Below are 17,870 nucleotides of genomic sequence, written 5' to 3' on the forward strand. Positions count from 1 at the left end.
TCCCCCATGACCACTGCTTCTGCTCACTCCACTGCCCCTTCCCTAATCGGTGCCGGCGCGCCGGCGGCCACGTCGAGCAAGCCGCAAACCCTGCTGGACCTGATGTACGACGGCTTCTACGCGCTGTTCATGCTCAAGAACGGCAACGGCCCGCAGGACGATGCCGCCTTCTCGCGCAAGATGGCGCAGTTCCTCGAGGACTTCGGCCGCAATGCCAAGAAACAGAACGCTTCGCCGGACGACGTGGACGCTGCCAAATATGCGTTCTGCGCCGCCGTCGACGAAATCATCCTGCGCTCCTCGTTCTCGATCCGCGATGCGTGGGAACGCCGCCCGCTGCAGCTGCTGCTGTTCGGCGACCAGCTGGCCGGCGAGAACTTCTTCAACCGCCTCGAACAGCTGCGCGCACGCGGCAGTGCGCACCTCCAGGCGCTGGAGGTCTTCCATATGTGCCTGCTGCTGGGTTTCCAGGGCCGCTACATCATCGAAGGCACGGAAAAGCTGAACTACCTGACCTCCCGCCTCGGTGACGAGATCGCCCACATGAAGGGCAAGCGCGGCGGTTTCGCACCGCATGCCGAACGGCCGGACCAGATCGCGCACAAGCTGCGCAGCGACCTGCCGCTGTGGGTGCTGTGTTCCGTGTTCGCGCTGATCTGCGTGCTGGGCTATATCGGCCTGCGCACCTCGCTGTCCAGCACCACCGGCAAGGGCATCAACGCCTACAGCGACGTCGTGAAACTGGCGCCGCGCGCGGCCAACCTGACGATCACGCTGCCCTGATGGTCGCGCTGCCGGAAATCGTCTCTGCGCTGGGCGTTTTCGGCACCGGCCTGTCGCAGCATGCGCGGCTGCTGACGCTGGCCAGCGTCCAGGAAGGCGCACTGCCGGAAGCGCTGCTGCCCGAGCGCTTCGCCGGCCGGGAAGCCGTCAACGAAGTCTACCGCTTCGAAGTCGATGCGCTCAGCACGTCGACCAGTCTCGACCTGGCGGCGTTCCTCGGCGAGGAACTGACCGTGACGCTGCTGCAGCCGGACGGCAGTCGCCGCGCCTGGCACGGCCTGTGTACCGAAGCGGCCTGGCTGGGTGCCGATGGCGGCGTGGCGCGCTACCGGCTGCACCTGGAGCCGGCGCTGGCGCTGCTGCGGCTGCGCCGCGACAGCTATGTTTTCCAGGACCTGGATGCGCGGCAGATCGTGACCGAACTGCTGGCCGACTACCCGCAGCTGCGCTTCGAATTCGACGTGACGCAGGAACTGCTGCCACGGCCGATCACCACCCAGTACCGCGAAAGCGACCTGGCATTCTTCACGCGCCTGCTGGCCTCCGAAGGCCTGTCGTGGCGCTTTGAACACGACCAGGCATCCGACGACCCGGCCGATGGCCAGGCCCGCCACAAGCTGGTGATCTTCGACAGCCTCGCCACCGCACCGGATACGCCCGGTGACCCGGTGCTGCGCTTCCACGGCGTGCGCGCCACCGACAGCGACGACGCCATCGACCATTTCGCCGCGCGCCGCACCGTGCAGCCGAACGCCGTGAGCATCAGCAGCTGGGATCCGGCGCAGCTGCTGGCCCCTGCCGCCGAACAGGGCACGAGCCTGGACATCGGCGAGCTGCCGGCACTTTCCATCCACGACGGCAGCGGCGAACGCATCGCCAGCGGGGAGGACGACGGCGCCGCAGCCGACCCGCACAGCCGCCTGATGCTGCAGGCGCTGGAGCTCCAGAACAAGCTGTTCGACGGCGCCGGCGCGGTGCGCCGCCTGGCTGCCGGCCACCGTTTCGACCTGACGCAGCACGAACGCTATCCGGCCGGCGACAACGGCTTCACGGTGCTGTGGGTCGAACACGATGCCCGCAACAACTTCACGCCGCAGATCCGCGCCGCGGCCACTGGTGTCGAGAACGGCACCTACCGCAACCGCTTCGGCGCCGTGCGCGACACCGTCGCCATCGTGCCGCAGGCGATCGCGGCACCCTCGCCGTCCACCGCGCTCGGTCCGCAGACCGCCATCGTGGTCGGCCTGCAGGACGCCGTGGCCACGACGATGCGCGACCACCAGGTGCGGGTGCAGTTCGCCTGGCAGCGCGGCCAGGGCTCGAACCCCGGTGGCCTGTCGCACAATATGGACGCGGCAGGCAGCGCGCCCGGCGACGAACGCTCCGGCACCTGGGTACGCGTGGCCGAGGCGCTGGCCGGCCCGAACTGGGGCTCGCAGTTCACGCCGCGCATCGGCACCGAGGTGCTGGTGGACTTCATCGAGGGCGATATCGATCGCCCCGTCGTCGTGGCGCAGCTGTACACGGGCAGCGACCGGCCGCCGTTCTCCGCCGGCGTGGATTCCGGCGCCAACCACGCGGGCGCCCTGTCCGGCATCCACTCGCACGCATTCGACGGCGCCGGCTACAACCAGTGGCAGCTGGACGATACGCCGGGCCAGCTGCGCATGCGCCTGGCCACCAGCACGGCCGCCACGCAGCTGAACCTGGGCTACCTGATCGACCAGGCGCCCGCCTCGTCGCAGCGCGGCGCCTACCGGGGCAGCGGCTTCGAGCTGCGCACCGATGCGTGGGCGGTCGTGCGGGGCGGCGAAGGGGTGCTGCTGACCACCTCCGCGCGCGCCGGCGCGCAATCGACGCAGATGGATGCGGCCGAAGCGCTGGGGGCGCTGAAGTCCGCCAAGGAATTGGTGACGACGCTCGGGGATGCGGCGACGAATCAGAACGCCTTGACTAGCAAGGACGCCATTGCAGCGCATGACGAAACGATCGCGCTGCTCGACCCGCAAGGGAAAGGCGCATTCCAGGGTGCGGTCAACGGCCAGCAGGCCAGCAAGGCGCAGGCGGGTTCGCGCGAACTGGATGCGGCGCAGGCGGTCGAAAAACCCGGCGCGCCGCTCGTGGTGCTGGATGCACCGTCGGCCATCAACTGGGCGACACCGGCATCGACCGTGCTGTTCGCCGGCCAGCAGCTGCAATGGACCACGCAAGGCGATGTGCATGTTGCTGCCGGCGGTACGGTTTCCGCCGTCGCTGCCAATGCTGCCGCGTATTTCAGCCATGCCGGCGGCATACAGGCGTTCGCTGCCAATGGACCCGTGTCGCTGCAGGCCCACACCGACCAGCTGGAGATCGTGGCCGACAAGGCGGTGACCGTGATTTCCGTCTCCGACAGCATCGAGATCAAGGCCAGCCGGAAGATCGTGCTGCAGGCGGGCCAGTCGTCGATCACGCTGGAGGGCGGCGACATCACGTTTGCCTGCCCGGGCAATTTCACGGTGAAGGGCGGGCAGCATGTGTTCGACGGGGGCAGCAGCCGGGCGGGCGAACTGCCGGTGCTGCCGGACAGCGCCATGAAGGAGACGAACTTCATCGGCCTCCAATACCGCGATTTCTACGGCGATCCGATGGCTGGCGTGGGCTACAAGATCCTGTTCGCCGGCGGTGCTGCCCTGAGTGGAAAGCTCGATGACAAGGGCAGCGCGCACCACGAGAACGTGCCCGAAAAGCCCATTCGCGCCGAATACGAAGCGCGCGAGCCGGAACCGGAAAAGCCGTGGCATCCGCTGGCCGAGATGCTTGCCAAGGCCAACAACCAGTTCCACGGGCTGCCGGATGCTGACGAACGGACCGCCATAGATGACTGACCCATTTGAAAATGCGCTGGCGTGGTTCAGGGCCGCGCCAAGCCGCTGGTACAACAGCGCGAAGAAGGATGTCTCCGCCGCCGCGGAATGGATCTGGGAGGTGTTGCAGGGCGACTTCAACGACAACCAGAGCACGGCCCAGGTGGCAACCGGCACGGTGATATCGATGATTCCCTTCGTCGACCAGATCTGCGACGTGCGCGACGTGGTCGCCAACTGCCGCAAGATCCACGGCGAGCCGAAGGAAACCTGGCACTGGGTGGCCCTGGTACTGACACTGATCGGCCTCTCCCCCACCCTCGGGTCACTGTTCAAGGGTTGCGGGAAGGTGGTCTTTGCATCGCTGCGAAAAGCCACGCACACTGCCAGCAACGTGCCGCAGATTGCCAAGGCGCTGGACGCGGGGATCATCCAGCTGAACCGGTTCCTGGCGCGACCCGAAGTGGTGAAGACGCTGCGTGCGCTGAAGATCGACAATCCGTACAAGTACCTCGCGAACAAGTTCCGCGCGCTGGCAGCGCAAATCAATGTCGCCAAGCTGCTGCAGGCCTTCGACGAGGCCAGGAAGGCAGCCGCGTCGCTGCTCGGGCTCGTCAAGCGCTGGGGTGGCGCAGCGCTGGCGGAACGTGCCGGCCGGCTGCTGCAGATCATCGACGGCGTGCGGCGGCAGGCGGACGCGCAGCTGGCCAAGGCCATCAAGCCCGTCCAGGATTACCTGAACAAGCTGGCACGACGGCTCGACATCGAGGCCGCCGCGGCGCACCAGGCCCGCCTCAATGTGCGCAATCCGCATGCCTTCATCCGCACCTCGGCGGATGCCGAGAAGGCTGCCTTCGACCACGCACTGCCGCCCTATGCGGACAAGCGACCCACGCTGGCCAACGACCCGTTGATCGACCCGCCGGACGAAAAAGCGGGGTGGACCAGCACGGAACCGAGTGCAGCGCGTGGCAGGCATCCTCTCGACAACGCATTCAATACGTTCTCGACGATCGATCCCATTACCATCCCACCCGGCACGACGCTGTACCGGGTGCTGGATCCCCTTTCGTCCGACAACAGCATCTGCTGGATGACCAAGCAGGAATTCGATCTGTTGAAAAGCAAGGATGACTGGCGCCGCCGCTTCGCCGTGTGGACTCACTGGAACAGCAATGGCGAATACGTTACCTATGTCGTGCCGCCCGGTCCCGGCCTGAATGTGTGGGAAGGTGTCACCGCGAGCCAGCGGTTGAAGGGCACCGACTATGTGCTGGAGGGCGGCGCACGGCAGATCGTCATCGATCCGGCCCACCTGGACAGGAAGCACATGGGGCCGCGCCGCCCGACCAACTGGGGGTATGACGACCTGGACCGCCACACCTCCATGATCGGCGTGCCGACGCTGACCAATAACTGGTACGAGAAAAAATAATGACCGCATTGATCCCGCAAGAAGTCTTCCTCCTTGAACGTTACAGTTCGGTGCCCTACCTGGAGGCGTTGCGCGATACATGGGCGCAAATGGTCGGGCACCTTGAAGACTGCCTGGACCGCTTCATGCACGATATGCCGGCGGATTATCGCAGGCGGCCCCTGCCCGAGCAGCCCGACATCGTCTGGGGCGAACGGGTCCTGCCGAATTTTCGCGACACGCTGCAATCCTTGAATGCCGACCTCGCCCTGCTGCGCAGCGGTGACGCCAGTGGCTTGACGGCCTGTAATGGGCCGCTCGGTGACTTCAAGGGCCAGACGGATTTCTCTACCGACTGGATGGCGGAAGACGATGCAAGGCGCTACGGCGAATTGCTGGCCCGTGCAGTCATGCTGGCGTCGAACATCCAGGCTACCGACGACGCTTTCTGGAAGCCGGGTGCGCTCACTACCGGGTACAGGGAAAGGTCACGTGGTCCGCTGGACGCGCCACAGCGGTGGCCCGCATACCGGCTGGACACGCAGACCCAGGTCGCGTCCGATGCGCCGCTGCGCATCTCCGGCATTTATTTGCCGGACGTGGAGGACAGCTGTGCGCAGTTTCTCGGTGTCCGGCAACACGTGGCGCCGCAGGCGAAGGTCATGCTCCAGTCAAACGCAGCGGGCGGCGGACAGCATCCCGTTACCAGGCGCGACTGCATCTGGACGCTGGTCAGGCGGGTCGCCGACGAAGGCCCGGCCAGCGCCCCCAGCCTGCTCGACACAACGCCCGCCCGAGTCGCGGGCGGCGACACCTGTCCGCACGCGGGCTTCTGGTTCACCCCGGCCCGAGCGGCGTCGCGCCGTTACTTTGCGCTGGGCGAGCCGATGCCCACCTTCGACAGCGCCTATGGCACGACGTTCTGGCAGTGGGACGCGGATCAGACACCGCATTCATAGCACCGCCGCCGCAAGGCCGAAACGATGCTTCGGATCACTGGCAGCAACGCATGACACGAATCGACGATGGCGATAGAGCAAGCGGATAGCCGCTGCGGATCAGGGTGTAGCGCAATGAGAATATGCTTCCTCAGGCCCCTTTCCCGATTGGCTCCTCATGGCATTTACCTATTAACTCTTCTCCTTTCGTTAGTTAGCAGGATGCCACCCTGGCAACTCCAAACGTAACATCTCGGAACTCGCGTCGGTCGAAGTTTCCCTGGAAGAGTCTGGCAAGAAAAAATGACGAGTCCATTGCTGCCACAAGAAATCTACCTTCTGGAACGCTACAGCTCGGCCTCCTACTTTCTCGCATTGCGCGATGCATGGACTGAAATGGTCGCGCACGTGGAACGGTGCCTCGACCGCTTCACTAATGACTTACCGCCTGACTACCGTGACCGGCCGCTCCCTGAACAGCCCGACATCGTTTGGGGCGAGCTGGTCCTGCCCAATTTTCGGGATACGCTGAAGTCGCTCAACGAAGGGCATGCGCTGCTTGCCGCTGGAGACTTTCAAGGCCTGGATCACGCGAATGGTCCGCTGAACGATTCCAAGGGCCAGCAGGACTTCGGGTCCGGCTGGATGCGTCCCGCCGACGAAGCCACCTACGGCATGCTGCTCAACAGGGCGGTGATGATGGCAATGAATATCCAGGCGACAGAAGCTGGCTACTGGGCACCGGGTGATTTGACGACGGATTACGATGCTGGCACGCGCGGACCAATGCCGCTGCTCCCCCATTGGCCTGTGTACCGGACATCCCCGACAGTGCAAGTGCGTACCGGAGAACCTCTGACCCGAACAGGCATTTTCCTCCCCGATATTCCTGACAGCTGCGCGCAATTCCTGCATGCTGCAAACGGCAACGCGCCGCAGACACTGGTCAGGATCGGACTGCGCGACCTGTCGGATGCGTCGACCGGAGAAAAGTATGGCATCGAACCACAAGACGAGCTGCGCGACTGCACTTGGATCCTGGTCGAACGGTCTGGCGAAGATGGCCCGGTTGTGGCACCGAGCTCGCTGGACACGGTTCAGTTACGTATCACCGGCGGCAGCACCTGTCCACGCACCGGATTCTGGCTTACCCCTGCCAGCACTGGTTCACGCCGACGCTTCGTGCAAGGGGAAACGATGCCTTCGTTCGAGAGTGCATATGGGGCGACACTCTGGCAATGGGACGGTGACCAGAGCTAATCCCAGTCCATTTCCAGGGGAAACTGCTGACCTGCCAGAGCGAGAATGAGGACAGAATTAATCCCACAGGAGATATGTCTTCTCGAACCTTATATTTCGAGTCCATACCTGGAAGAACTGCGCTGTACATGGACCGACATGATCGTGCACCTTGAAGACTGCCTGGATCGCTTCATGCACGATCTGCCAGCCGATTATCGCAGGCGGCCCCTGCCCGAGCAGCCCGACATCGTCTGGGGCGAACGGGTAATACCGAATTTTCGCGACACGCTGCGATCCTTGAATGCCGGCCTCGCCCTGCTGCGCAGCGGTGACGCCAGTGGCTTGACGGCCTGTAATGGACCGCTCGGTGACTGCAAAGGCCAGACGGATTTTTCTACCGACTGGATGGCGGAAGAAGATGCGAGGCGCTACGGCGAACTGCTGGCCCTTGCAGTCATGCTGGCGTCGAACATCCAGGCTACCGACGACGCTTTCTGGAAGCCGGGTGCGCTCACTACGGGGTACAGGGAAAGGTCACGTGGTCCGCTGGACGCGCCACAGCGGTGGCCCGCCTACAGGCTGGACACGCAGACGCAGGTTGCGTCGAATGCCCCGCTGCAGATCTCCGGCATTTATGTGCCGGACGTGGAAGACAGCTGTGCGCAGTTTCTCGGTGTCCGGCAACGCGTGGCGCCGCAGGCGAAGGTCATGCTCCAGTCTTCGTGCTGGGCGAGCCGATGCCCACCTTCGACAGCGCCTATGGCACCACGTTCTGGCAGTGGGACGCAGATCAGACACCGCATTCGTAGAACCGCCGCGCAAGGCCGTCAGATGGAGCCATCTGGAGGAATCAGCCTATGGGGCATCGGTTCCGATGCGGCATGCATCGGTACATTAAAATCGGGACAATGCACGATACCTATTCCAGACTATCGCCGCGGGTTCCCACGGAACCCCAGCGCCGGATGATGTTCCACTGGCTCCAGAAGCTCAGCTCCATCACGGCCTGGCGCCGGATACTGGTTCTCTATCGGGCCTGGCTCGCCGTTGCGGACCGGAGCATCCGGAAGGCCGACGAACTCGGTTATAGCGACGGGACCGGCATTCACCGCTCCGAAGTCGTAGCTATTCGCGATGGCTTGCAGCCCCTGGAAAAAGCGGTGGCACGCCTCGGCGCCGGCGACAGGACCGTACTGCAATTCGATCGATATTCTGATCTGGAAATAGCCTCCCGCCCCCTGTTTCATGCGGTGACGAGGCAGAACAGGATCGACGAAGGGGAGAACGGGATTGACGAGCACCATACCCCGTTCTGGTTCGAGTACAGGGGTGCGCTGGCCGCAGTCAGCGAAGCATGGTTCGAGTGCAGCTCACGGATTATTGCACCGCACCGCCTGCAGGGAACCGGGGCGATTCCGTTCAGCCCCGACCTCGAACATTATCTCGATACCGTCCCGCTCCCCAGCGAGCTTCCATCGGTGCCGGATCCGGCAGAACCGCTCTTCGTGTACACCGGTCGGGTCCCGCCCTGCTCCGGTATCTGGGAACCCGTTGCCGTGCCACCCCGGAAGCTGACGCTCCGCTCACTGCTCTTGATTGCTCCGCCGCCCCCACCGCCGCCCTTTTGCGTGGTCGGAGCCATGCATTACCTGCACGGTGGACTGGTTGCACCCCACGCGCCGGTGAGTACCGGAGAGGAGATCGACTGCGTGGACGTCGCATGGCGCTTGCTGTGGCGGGATGAACGGTACCGGGACGGCAGCGTTCCGGCGACCGAATCCTCTTACCGTTTCGCGTTTCCCCGCCTGGCCCCGCACGGCGCGGCCCACCCGGCCATGCGGGACCGAACCGAGGAGAAAATTCGGCTTGGCTACCTGCCTTAGACGGCTCGGTCTCAGGGTGCGCGCCACACCTGTCGCTCGCTCGAGTCGACAAGACTTATCGCCAAAAGTTCGTCATAAAAATAAAATTTGAACGGTTGACAGCCGCGCTTCGCGCACTAGGCTGAGATAGCGCGGCCTTGTACGGTCGCGCGCTGCAAGCTTTGCGCAACCCTGCTGCGCTGCCTCAGCGCGGCGTGCGGTCGTGACGCGTTTGCAGATTTCTTCGCGTGTTCTCTCGTCAACTCGTTCACAGGAGGCATCATGCCGGCCTTCGCTCTTGCCCGCTGGACGGGCGCCGCGGCGCTCGCCGCACTGTTGACCGTGGGCGTTTCCGCCCCCGCCGCCGCCGATACCGAATATGTCTGGTATGGCAACCTGATCGGCACCGCCACCGTCCAGACACCCCTCGATGGCGGCGACAACCTGTTCGCCGAATCGTTCGTGACCGAACGCGGCGCGCTCAACCAGGTGACGACCTTCACGCTGTCCGAGTATGTCGACTTCAACGGACTTGCCGGCTGGATCGTCGATCCGCCTGCGGGCCAGGGACCGCGACTGATCGGCGTGAATCTGGACATCGTCGATTCCTCGGCCAATGTCGTGGCCGGCGACACGTTCACGGGCGTGCTGGGCGGCTTCGCCCACTCGAGCTTCCTGGGCAGCCTGGGGCCGGGCACCTATACGCTGGTCGCCACCGGCAACGCGGTACGGGATGGCGCAATCGATATCTCGCTGTCGTTCACTTCGCCCATCCCTGAACCGGCCACGTACGGCATGCTGGCGGGCGGCCTCGGCGTGCTGGCACTGGTGGCGCGGCGCCGTCGGCAGGACGGCTGATCAGCGGCGCCGTTCCAGATAAGGCCGGCAAGCTGCTTCCTTGCCGGCCGCGCCGTTGCAGATGTGCCAGCGGCAGAGAACGGCACCCTCGTCGCCCAGCGCCGGGCAGCGACGGAACGTCTCGCGTGCCAAGCGGTCTTCGGGGGCTGCCGGCCGGGTCGCCGCGTTGGCGCTGCGCTGGCGGTGTGCCTGCTCCGCCGGCGCACTCCGCTGGGGTGCCGGGGTGCCCTCGCCTGTGCCCGCCCGCTGCGTCGCCGCCACCCGACCGGGCGCCGGTGGAAGCTTCGGTGCCTTCGACGCCGTGCCGAGATCGCGGCTGTCCGTGGTTCCGCTTTGCGGCCGGTCCGCTTCACGCTGCCCCTCCGGCGAAACGGCAATGGGAGCCGTGCCATCCATCTGCTGCGCGCTTTCGGCTACCGCATCGCCCTCCCGGGCGTCGCCCGTGTCCGTGCGCATGCCTGGCGAACCGGGCGGCGTGGCTGTGGGCGTTGCAGGTGCAGCCGCAGGAGTGTCGGGCAGCGGCTGGGGCGCGGGGCTGGCGAGCTGTGGCCCGACCGATTTCGCCACCTCGAACATGGCCTTCTCGGTGCCAACGGCACGCACCAGCCAGGTAACGATCAGAATCGCCAGCACCGCCGCCAAGGAGGCCACGGCCCACAGGAGCCGCCGGTTGGTCGGCGGCAAACCCGGAGCCGTGGCGCCGGCCCCGGTTCCCGTTCCAGCGCTGGCCGGTGGTGCTGCGGACGCTGCATCGTGGTTTTTTTCGGTCATACTGAACAGTACGCCCTTTTGCAAAGCGTGGTCGCATCGTTCGTCGATGTGCCAGCCAGACCGGCGCAGGGAATGGCGACGGTGATGATGATGGTGACGGAAAGCCGGCCGCGGCGGGTGGATGCCGTGTTGCCAATGCCACACTTCGGCGGCACGGGCGTCGACCATTGCGATTTTGATGTCGAAAAGCATCGAGAGTTGCCGAAACTGGATCATTCGGTGCTAGGATGCGTTCGTGGCCAAGCGAACGCCACCAACACCCGGTGCCCCCATTGCCACCCGGACGGCTGTGATGACCTGCCGTCCCGATCGACATCAGTCATCGCCGCACCGGCGCCCCCGCGGGCCGCCTTCCATCATGTCCCTGTTATTAGCCACAGCCGCGCTGACCGCGGCATCGATCGTCCCTGCCTGTTCCTGGAATGAACCGGGCCGGCACCCGTACCGCGGCACGCCCGCGGAAGCCGTTTCCCGCTACATCGATATTCCACCTGCCACGCGGCAGCGCCTCGTCGAGAAGATCGTGCGTGGCGCCGCCGACGACCGGGTCGTCATCACGCGCGACGACATCCTGGGCCGCCAAACCTATGCCCCGCAGATCACGGCCATGCATTTCGGCCGCCAGACCGTTTGTGAACAGGTGACGCGCGAACGCTGGGCGGTCACCGCGCGCCAGCCGGCCGCCGTGTATTGCGCCGACGGCGAATGCCTGATCGTGCCGAAGATCTGCGGCAATGTCAGCCGCGTGCATGCGATTGCCGCCGGTGGCGGTACCGGCGGTCGGGCTGCAACCGGCGGGTCGATGACCGGCCGGACGATGCCGGCACACGCGCCGGAGGTGGACGTCGATGCTGCCGACGCCATGGCCCAGCTCGCTACGATGCCTGCGGCCAGGACCGCAACGGGGTCGATGGAAAGTACCGGGTATGCCCCCTTCGGCGCCTTTGGTGGCTCGGGCGGATCGGACGACACGCCGCAGCCGCCGCGCACCGCGTACGGACCGGCAATGCCTGTGCTGGCGCCTTATGGCCCGGTGGTGGGCGGCACCGTCTCGCCGGTCCCGGAACCGGCAATCTGGCTGCTGCTGTTGGTGGGGATGGGCGCGCTGGGGCTGTACACCCGCCTGCGCTGAACGGCGGCGCTGCTTTGCGCAAAAAAAGCGGTGGCCGGGAAACCGGGCCACCGCAAGGGAAGCGCGCCATGGGGCAGGCGCAGGTGAAACACGTTACACAGGCATTCGGGACGAACCGGCCGCTGCGCGATTGCCGATTCGTCAAGACCTAGTGTAGAGGCATTCCACGAAACGTAAAACCAGAGCTTTTATGAACGTTACTTCGTAAAATACGAAGTAACGATAGCTCCTCGGTTCGCTGCACGAAGTGCAGTTAGATGTGCGGGCACCCGCGTCGGGGGGCGCCTGGCACGCCATCCGAACGGTGTCGAAGCGACGCCGCATCGGTCCTGCCGCCGATCCACCGCTCTGGCTGCCGATGCGGCAGAGGTCCTGCCGGTCAGGCTGTCAGCCGCAGCAGCGCGGAGCCGTGCGGCGGCAGGGTGCGGCGCAGGCTGCCGGTTACGCGGTCCACGTCGCGGCGTGCCCACAGGTCGCGGCAGGCCACCGTGCGCCCGCCGAGGTCCAGCCGCGACAGGTCGAACACCAGCTCCGCCGGCTTGTCGCCCGCGTTGAACAACGCCACATAATGCGACCTGTCAGCGTCGGCGGGCCGTGCCGTCCAGATGCGGGTGCCGGCATCGGCATGGTGCGGCTGGTTGGCCGTGCTGCGCTGGTTCACGGCCAGCACTTCCGGATTGGTCAGCAGGCCGAGCGTGCGTTCGTCAAGGTGGCGCAGGTCGCCGCCCATGATCAGCGGCGAGCGGGCGATCGACCACAGCGTCATCAACGTCTGCTGCTCGTCCGGCGTGAACTTCGTGTCGCGCTTGCCCAGCGCGAGGCGGCCGAGCGGCAGCATGTCCGCATCCGGCCAGGCATTCGGACCCATGTAGCGGTTCCAGTTTTCCAGGCGCTGGAACTGGGCGTCCAGCATCTTCCACTCGTCCCAGAAGTCGTCCGAGATGCGCCACATCTGCGCGTAATGCGGCACGTGCAACCCCCACTTCAGGTCCGTCTCGCCGGGCGACAGGCTGAGCGTGATCGGGCGGCCGGCGGCCGCGATGGCCTTGTGCGCCGCTTCAATCTCGCGCCAGTTGTCCTGGTAGGGACGCGACATGTCGTCCATCTTGACGAAGTCGACGCCCCACGACGCATACAGCCGGAAGATCGAATCGTAATAGGCCTGTGCGCCCGGCTTGCTCATGTCGACACCGTACATGTCGCTGTTCCAGCCACACACCGAGTTCGTGTTGGCGATATCCTGCGCCCGATACGGCGTGCCCAGCACAGGCGTGTTCTGCCGCACCGCCTGGCGCGGAATGCCGCGCATGACGTGGATACCGAACTTCATGCCAAGCTGGTGGACCTGGTTGGCCAGCGTCTTGAAGCCGCCGCCGTCGGCCGAGCTGGGAAAACGGTTCGGCGCCGGCAGCAGACGGCCGTATTCGTCCATCGTCAGCTGGGCATCCTTGCGGTACTCGTAGCTGTTCGCGTTCGGCTCGTACCACTGGATGTCGACCGTGAAGATGTCGTAGCCGGCAGGCAGCAGCTGCTGCGCCATGATGCGGGCATTCTCCAGCGCCTGCGCTTCGGTGATGGTGGTGGCGAACGAATTCCAGCTGTTCCAGCCCATCGGCGGCGTGGGTGCGAGCCCGGCGGCACTGGCAGCTGCCTTTCCCCGCTGCGCTGCATGCAGGTTGACCGGGACGGTGGTAGCGAGTCCGGCGACGATGGCGGAGGCAAGCAGGGTGCGGCGGTGCGGATTCATGAGGGGGACGGTCTCCATTGTTATTGGGGTGGCACGCCCGGCAGGCGGCCGGCGCGTGATCGTAATCCGCCCGGCGCTGAACCGCTAATGATTTTTCACACCGCTGCGATGCCGGAATCGCTATCGAAGCGCGACGCCGGCGGCACCGCCCGCATCAGAGGGCAGCGTCCTCCAGGTGCGGCAACACGACGGTGAAAGTGCTGCCGCGCCCCGGTCCCGCGCTCTGCGCGCTGATGCTGCCATCGTGCAGTTCGACGATATGCCGGGCCAGCGCCAGTCCGATACCCAGGGCACCCTGCGTCCGCTCCGGGGAGCACTCCGCCTGGGGCACCAGGCCGAATGCGGTGGCCTGCACGGCCGGCGTCATGCCGACGCCGTTGTCGCTGACGCTCACCACCACCTTACCGGCATCGATGCCGAGCGTGATGGTGACCTGGCTGCCGTCCGGCGAGGACGTGGCGGCGTTGTTGAGCAGGTTGGCCACCACCTGCACCAGGCGCTTGGCATCGCCCAGCACCATCGCCGGCCCTTCCGCCAGGAGCAGGGCCACCGTCTGGTCGCGCAAGTCCAGCACCGGGCGGCGCTGTGCCAGCGCCTCATGGGTTACCGCCAGCATATCCGTCGGCTGCATCACCAGGTCTACCAGACCGCGTGTCATGCGCGAGACATCCAGCAAGTCGTCGACGAGTTCCGTCAGCTGGCGTGCCTGCCGCGTCAGGACGGCACTCGCCTTGCTCACCCGCGCTGCGTCAATCTGGCCAAGCGACAGCAGTTCCGCCACGGTGGCGATGGGCGCCAGGGGATTGCGCAGTTCATGGGCCAGCATGGCGAGGAAGGCATCCTTGTTGCGCGCCTCCTGGCGCAGCGTGGCCTCGACCTCACGCTGCGCCAGGTACTGCTCGGTCACTTCCGTGCCCTCGACGAAAATGCCTTCGACGGCACCGTCCGCCCCGAAGATGGGCTGGTAGATGAAATTCACGAAGCAGTTTTCCAGGGCACCACCCGGGCCACGGCGGAACTGCAGTTCGCGGCCATAGACCACGGCCGGCTCGCCGCTGCGGTACACCTGGTCGAGCAGGGCCACCAGCCCCTGCGCCTCGGCTTCGGGCACGCTCTCGCGCACCGACTTGCCGATATAGTCGCGCGGTCCCGTCACCTTCGCGGCCGCATCGTTGACCAGCTCGTACACATGGTCGGGACCGCGCAGCACCGCGATGAAGCCCGGCGCCTGCTGGACCCAGGTCTGCAGGCGGTCCAGATCGGCGAGCAGCGTCTGGTTGGTTTCATGGACGTGCCGGGCATGCGAGAAGAGGCCCGTCTGTTCGGGGGCAAGCGCGGCTGTCGTATCCACCGGCTCGCGTGCATCGCCACGCAGGCGCCCCATTGCCGTCACGTCGACGGCGTGCAGCAGCACGAATTGCACGGCGCCGCCGGCGCCGGGCACGGGACTATGACTGACGCTCCAGTAGCGGGTGCGGCTCCCCTCGCCCTCCTGCCCCACGGGCAGATCGACGCGCTGCAGGGCCATCGTGTCCGCCTTGCCGGTGCGGATGACGCGCTCGATCGACGCGGTCGCCAGTCGCACCGTTTCGGGATCGGCAGGAAACGCATCCCAGATGCGCTGTCCGGCGATATCGGCCAGCTCCCGCGCCATCAGCGCCAGGAACGCCCGGTTCGCACCAGCGATACGCAGGTCGCGATCGAGCACCAGGTAAGGATTCGGCGACGCATCGAACAGCGCCTGATATGTGGAGTCGTGCAGTTGCATGGGCAGGACCAAGGGCCGGTCGTGGCTGGGGGACTTCGATTCTAGCAGTCCCCCGCTGATCTGCCGGCCCCGAAGCGCACGGACGCTCGCCGACCTTACGCGAGACGCGCGAGTTGGTCGCGCATGTGCGGCAACCAGTAGGCCGAGGCGAACAGCCAGGTCACGACCGCCAGCAGCATTGCACATGCAGCGCCGGCTGCTTTCATCACGCTTCCCGGCAACGCGGGACGGCGGCGGATGACATATTCGGCAACCAGCAGGTGCGGCACATAGAAAAAGTCCATCACGAGGTCGAACGGACCATCGAACGTGCCGGTGGCATGCCCAGGCCAGTCCAGCGCGTTGAGCCACAGCCCGTACTCCATGCGGTACAGCCAGGAACCCAGGCCCAATGTGAACAGACGGATCGCCCACGCGCGGTGCTCGCACATGCGCCGCGCCAGCGCATGCCGCAGCGTTTGCGCGCACGACAGCAGCATCAGCACCCCATACAGGCCGAAGCCCAACGCCATCACCTGGCCGCCGACGGGATCGCGCAGCGACAGGTAGGCCAGCCCGCCGACGCCGGCCAGCGCGGCGCAGGCAAGGTAGACGCGCCCGCTCCAGCGGTGCGCGGCGGGCCAGCGCGTGCGGATGCCGGACATGAACTGGACCGGCCCCAGCACCAGCATGGCCGCTCCGGTGACGAAGTGCATGCCGATCATCAGGTTGGCGGTCGTGGCGGCCCGCGCGTAAAGGCGTGGCAGCACTTCGTTCCAGTCGCGCTCCATCGTGCCCAGCAGCGCAGCGCCGCCATAGAAGATCACGATGTACAGGCTGAAAATAGCGGCGCTCAGCCAGCTGAACAGCAGCAGCGTGCTGGCTGGCGAGCCCGCGGGAGGCTGAGCCGGCACGGCCGGCGTGGAGGCGGCTGGAAGGGAATCGGTCATGATGAAATCCAGGAACCCGATACATCCAGCATAGGAGAGAAAGGCCGCTCATCCAATGCCGACAACGACAAACGCGGGAACCGAGGCAAGTTGCGCCACTGCCGCCCAAAGCAAAAGGGCCCGCGACATGAATCGCAGGCCCTTTCGTACAACCAAACCGGACGGGTAGTGCAAGTTTCGCAATCGCGGCCCCTGCAGTGTGAATGGATTCGAGCAGAGCAAGCATCCACCCCGCCGCCATGTTTTATTCAATGATAGAGTTGCGGTATTTTGATCAAACCGGTTTTTATTGGAGAAAAAGCCATCATTCGGCTCGGCGACAGCATCTGAGGCGCACATGGGATTGTTCAAAAAAATCGCGGCGTTGCTGGGGGAGTCCAAGCCCATCGACGAGCTGATCAGGGCGTATCCGGCCTCGGCCCTGGAAGCGGCGCCCAGCCTCGCGGTGTTCCCGCCCAAACTGTTCCTGGGAGACCAGGACGTCCACGCCTACCGGACCGAATTCATGGTGAACCTGGAGGACGCGACGCGCGTCGCAACGGCAATCTCCTCCGAGTTCGACTCAGTGTCTGACAGGGCATTTCAAGAGGGGTCCGCCAACAACGGTTCCAAGGCAGTGCATTTCTCCTTGAGGCCCGAATTTGGGGGAGCGGTGGCAACCATCGTAACGAACTCGGGCGCCTTGCTCGGCAAGATTGATGGGTTGGACCTGCACCCTTCCCCGCCCTGGATCGTCTTCCCCGAAATCGAACCGGAGACGGTGGGCAGCCTGCAGGGCTCGATCGAGTACTGGTGGGACTGGTTTTTCCTGCCGTATTGGCTGGCAGCAACCACGCAAGAGCGACTGCGCTATCTGGACCAATACAATGCCAGCCCACAATGGCGCGAATTCGTGACGCTGCACGCGCCCTGAGCATCAACTGGTATGTGAGTATCCTGCGCCCGCGAGGACCTGGGCCGCAGGAGTGCAGGCTGCCATCACAGCGCACGTTTCCACGCTGTTCCGGAGTCTCTACGATCGGATTGAGAGACCTCGTGCCTGGATTGAGAGACGTCGTGCCTGCGCACTAACGCGCGGTCGCAACCCAAATAGCGGACTCGAACACTCCGAAACGCTCTTGTCGGACCCAACGAAATTCACCGCGGTCCGCCGCAATTTTCCGGACTTTCCCCCATATTTTCCACGCAGAAACAAAAAAGGCCTACAACGCGAGTTGTAAGCCTCTGACTTCAAACGAATTTTTGGTGGGAAGTGCAAGTTTCGAACTTGCGACCCCTGCAGTGTGAATGCAGTGCTCTACCCCTGAGCTAACCTCCCGAGATGCGTAATTGTAACGAAGTTCTTGCGGTAAGTCAAAATTTCTCGAACATCGCAAAAAGGTCGGTTTTTCGCCCTCTCCTATGAGAATGCGGCTAAAAGTGGTCAAAATCGATGCGCTTGAATAAGTCTCGTTAGCGCTCTTGCCACAAAGTTTATAAGTGCTAAAGGTTGACCAAAATCCAAGAAAGTCCAGCACTGTCCAGCAATAATCCCCGGACTTTCCCCGGAATTTCCGGACTTACCCCGGACTTTTCCCGGA

14 protein-coding genes and 1 tRNA gene are annotated in these 17,870 nt (G+C 64.9%); 10 read left to right on the forward strand and 5 right to left on the reverse strand.

From position 1 onward, the window contains the following. Window positions 1-6 precede the first annotated feature (6 nt). The 8 genes from icmH to IP91_RS01515 all read left to right on the forward strand — a co-directional run bounded on the left by icmH (window position 7) and on the right by IP91_RS01515 (window position 9,943). Window positions 7-783, forward strand: coding sequence for a type IVB secretion system protein IcmH/DotU (icmH, locus tag IP91_RS01480; protein WP_145646997.1), 777 nt, complete (start codon window positions 7-9; stop codon window positions 781-783). Next, window positions 783-3,650 carry a type VI secretion system Vgr family protein gene (locus IP91_RS01485; RefSeq protein ID WP_145646998.1) on the forward strand — a complete coding sequence of 956 codons (2,868 nt, stop codon included), beginning with the start codon at window positions 783-785 and terminating at the stop codon, window positions 3,648-3,650. Before icmH ends, IP91_RS01485 begins: the two co-directional genes overlap by 1 nt. Then, on the forward strand, window positions 3,643-5,064 hold the full coding sequence (locus IP91_RS01490; RefSeq protein ID WP_145646999.1) for a hypothetical protein: 1,422 nt from the start codon (window positions 3,643-3,645) through the stop codon (window positions 5,062-5,064). Before IP91_RS01485 ends, IP91_RS01490 begins: the two co-directional genes overlap by 8 nt. Continuing rightward, on the forward strand, window positions 5,064-6,002 hold the full coding sequence (locus IP91_RS01495) for a hypothetical protein (protein ID WP_307724386.1): 939 nt from the start codon (window positions 5,064-5,066) through the stop codon (window positions 6,000-6,002). The genes IP91_RS01490 and IP91_RS01495 overlap by 1 nt, the downstream gene beginning before the upstream one ends. 282 nt (window positions 6,003-6,284) lie before the next feature. Beyond that, window positions 6,285-7,241, forward strand: coding sequence for a hypothetical protein (locus IP91_RS01500; RefSeq protein ID WP_145647001.1), 957 nt, complete (start codon window positions 6,285-6,287; stop codon window positions 7,239-7,241). A 45-nt stretch (window positions 7,242-7,286) separates the two neighbouring features. Next, on the forward strand, window positions 7,287-8,192 hold the full coding sequence (locus IP91_RS01505) for a hypothetical protein (RefSeq protein ID WP_158643046.1): 906 nt from the start codon (window positions 7,287-7,289) through the stop codon (window positions 8,190-8,192). Then, window positions 8,189-9,106: an Imm71 family immunity protein gene (locus tag IP91_RS01510; protein ID WP_158643047.1), complete on the forward strand. Its 918-nt coding sequence runs from the start codon at window positions 8,189-8,191 to the stop codon at window positions 9,104-9,106. The genes IP91_RS01505 and IP91_RS01510 overlap by 4 nt, the downstream gene beginning before the upstream one ends. A 261-nt stretch (window positions 9,107-9,367) precedes the next feature. Next, a complete protein-coding gene (locus IP91_RS01515; protein ID WP_145647004.1) occupies window positions 9,368-9,943 on the forward strand; it encodes an FxDxF family PEP-CTERM protein in 576 nt (191 codons plus the stop codon). On the opposite strand, the gene IP91_RS01520 is transcribed toward IP91_RS01515, so the two are convergent. Next, a complete protein-coding gene (locus tag IP91_RS01520; RefSeq protein ID WP_145647005.1) occupies window positions 9,944-10,906 on the reverse strand; it encodes a hypothetical protein in 963 nt (320 codons plus the stop codon). It abuts the gene before it with no gap. A 100-nt stretch (window positions 10,907-11,006) separates the two neighbouring features. Between IP91_RS01520 and IP91_RS01525 the strand changes: the two genes are divergently transcribed. Beyond that, on the forward strand, window positions 11,007-11,846 hold the full coding sequence (locus IP91_RS01525; protein ID WP_145647006.1) for an MHFG family PEP-CTERM protein: 840 nt from the start codon (window positions 11,007-11,009) through the stop codon (window positions 11,844-11,846). A 379-nt stretch (window positions 11,847-12,225) separates the two neighbouring features. Here the strand turns inward: IP91_RS01525 and IP91_RS01530 are convergent, their stop codons facing one another. The 3 genes from IP91_RS01530 to IP91_RS01540 form a co-directional block, all read right to left on the reverse strand. Beyond that, entirely contained in the window at window positions 12,226-13,593 is a 1,368-nt protein-coding gene (locus IP91_RS01530) for a glycoside hydrolase family 27 protein (RefSeq protein WP_145647007.1), read from the reverse strand. A gap of 154 nt (window positions 13,594-13,747) precedes the next feature. After that, on the reverse strand, window positions 13,748-15,361 hold the full coding sequence (locus IP91_RS01535; RefSeq protein WP_158643048.1) for a sensor histidine kinase: 1,614 nt from the start codon (window positions 15,359-15,361) through the stop codon (window positions 13,748-13,750). Window positions 15,362-15,456: 95 nt separating this feature from the next. Beyond that, window positions 15,457-16,290 carry a DUF2306 domain-containing protein gene (locus tag IP91_RS01540; protein ID WP_145647009.1) on the reverse strand — a complete coding sequence of 278 codons (834 nt, stop codon included), beginning with the start codon at window positions 16,288-16,290 and terminating at the stop codon, window positions 15,457-15,459. Between the two features lie 337 nt (window positions 16,291-16,627). Here IP91_RS01540 and IP91_RS01545 point away from each other — a divergent pair, with 337 nt between their 5' ends. After that, window positions 16,628-17,203, forward strand: coding sequence for a hypothetical protein (locus IP91_RS01545; protein WP_145647010.1), 576 nt, complete (start codon window positions 16,628-16,630; stop codon window positions 17,201-17,203). Window positions 17,204-17,533: 330 nt separating this feature from the next. Here IP91_RS01545 and IP91_RS01550 read toward each other — a convergent pair. Continuing rightward, a tRNA-Val gene (locus IP91_RS01550) sits at window positions 17,534-17,608 on the reverse strand. Window positions 17,609-17,870: the final 262 nt, after the last annotated feature.

The sequence above is a fragment of the Pseudoduganella lurida genome (assembly GCF_007830455.1).
Classification (GTDB): Bacteria; Pseudomonadota; Gammaproteobacteria; order Burkholderiales; family Burkholderiaceae_D; genus Rugamonas; species Rugamonas lurida.

Bases quoted from the DNA above. Each gene is read 5' to 3' on its own strand.
- icmH (WP_145646997.1), top strand. From the start codon at position 7: ATGACCACTGCTTCTGCTCACTCCACTGCCCCTTCCCTAATCGGTGCC.
- IP91_RS01485 (WP_145646998.1), top strand. From the start codon at position 783: ATGGTCGCGCTGCCGGAAATCGTCTCTGCGCTGGGCGTTTTCGGCACC.
- IP91_RS01490 (WP_145646999.1), top strand. From the start codon at position 3,643: ATGACTGACCCATTTGAAAATGCGCTGGCGTGGTTCAGGGCCGCGCCA.
- IP91_RS01495 (WP_307724386.1), top strand. From the start codon at position 5,064: ATGACCGCATTGATCCCGCAAGAAGTCTTCCTCCTTGAACGTTACAGT.
- IP91_RS01500 (WP_145647001.1), top strand. From the start codon at position 6,285: ATGACGAGTCCATTGCTGCCACAAGAAATCTACCTTCTGGAACGCTAC.
- IP91_RS01505 (WP_158643046.1), top strand. From the start codon at position 7,287: ATGAGGACAGAATTAATCCCACAGGAGATATGTCTTCTCGAACCTTAT.
- IP91_RS01510 (WP_158643047.1), top strand. From the start codon at position 8,189: ATGATGTTCCACTGGCTCCAGAAGCTCAGCTCCATCACGGCCTGGCGC.
- IP91_RS01515 (WP_145647004.1), top strand. From the start codon at position 9,368: ATGCCGGCCTTCGCTCTTGCCCGCTGGACGGGCGCCGCGGCGCTCGCC.
- IP91_RS01520 (WP_145647005.1), bottom strand. From the start codon at position 10,906: ATGCTTTTCGACATCAAAATCGCAATGGTCGACGCCCGTGCCGCCGAA.
- IP91_RS01525 (WP_145647006.1), top strand. From the start codon at position 11,007: ATGACCTGCCGTCCCGATCGACATCAGTCATCGCCGCACCGGCGCCCC.
- IP91_RS01530 (WP_145647007.1), bottom strand. From the start codon at position 13,593: ATGAATCCGCACCGCCGCACCCTGCTTGCCTCCGCCATCGTCGCCGGA.
- IP91_RS01535 (WP_158643048.1), bottom strand. From the start codon at position 15,361: ATGCAACTGCACGACTCCACATATCAGGCGCTGTTCGATGCGTCGCCG.
- IP91_RS01540 (WP_145647009.1), bottom strand. From the start codon at position 16,290: ATGACCGATTCCCTTCCAGCCGCCTCCACGCCGGCCGTGCCGGCTCAG.
- IP91_RS01545 (WP_145647010.1), top strand. From the start codon at position 16,628: ATGGGATTGTTCAAAAAAATCGCGGCGTTGCTGGGGGAGTCCAAGCCC.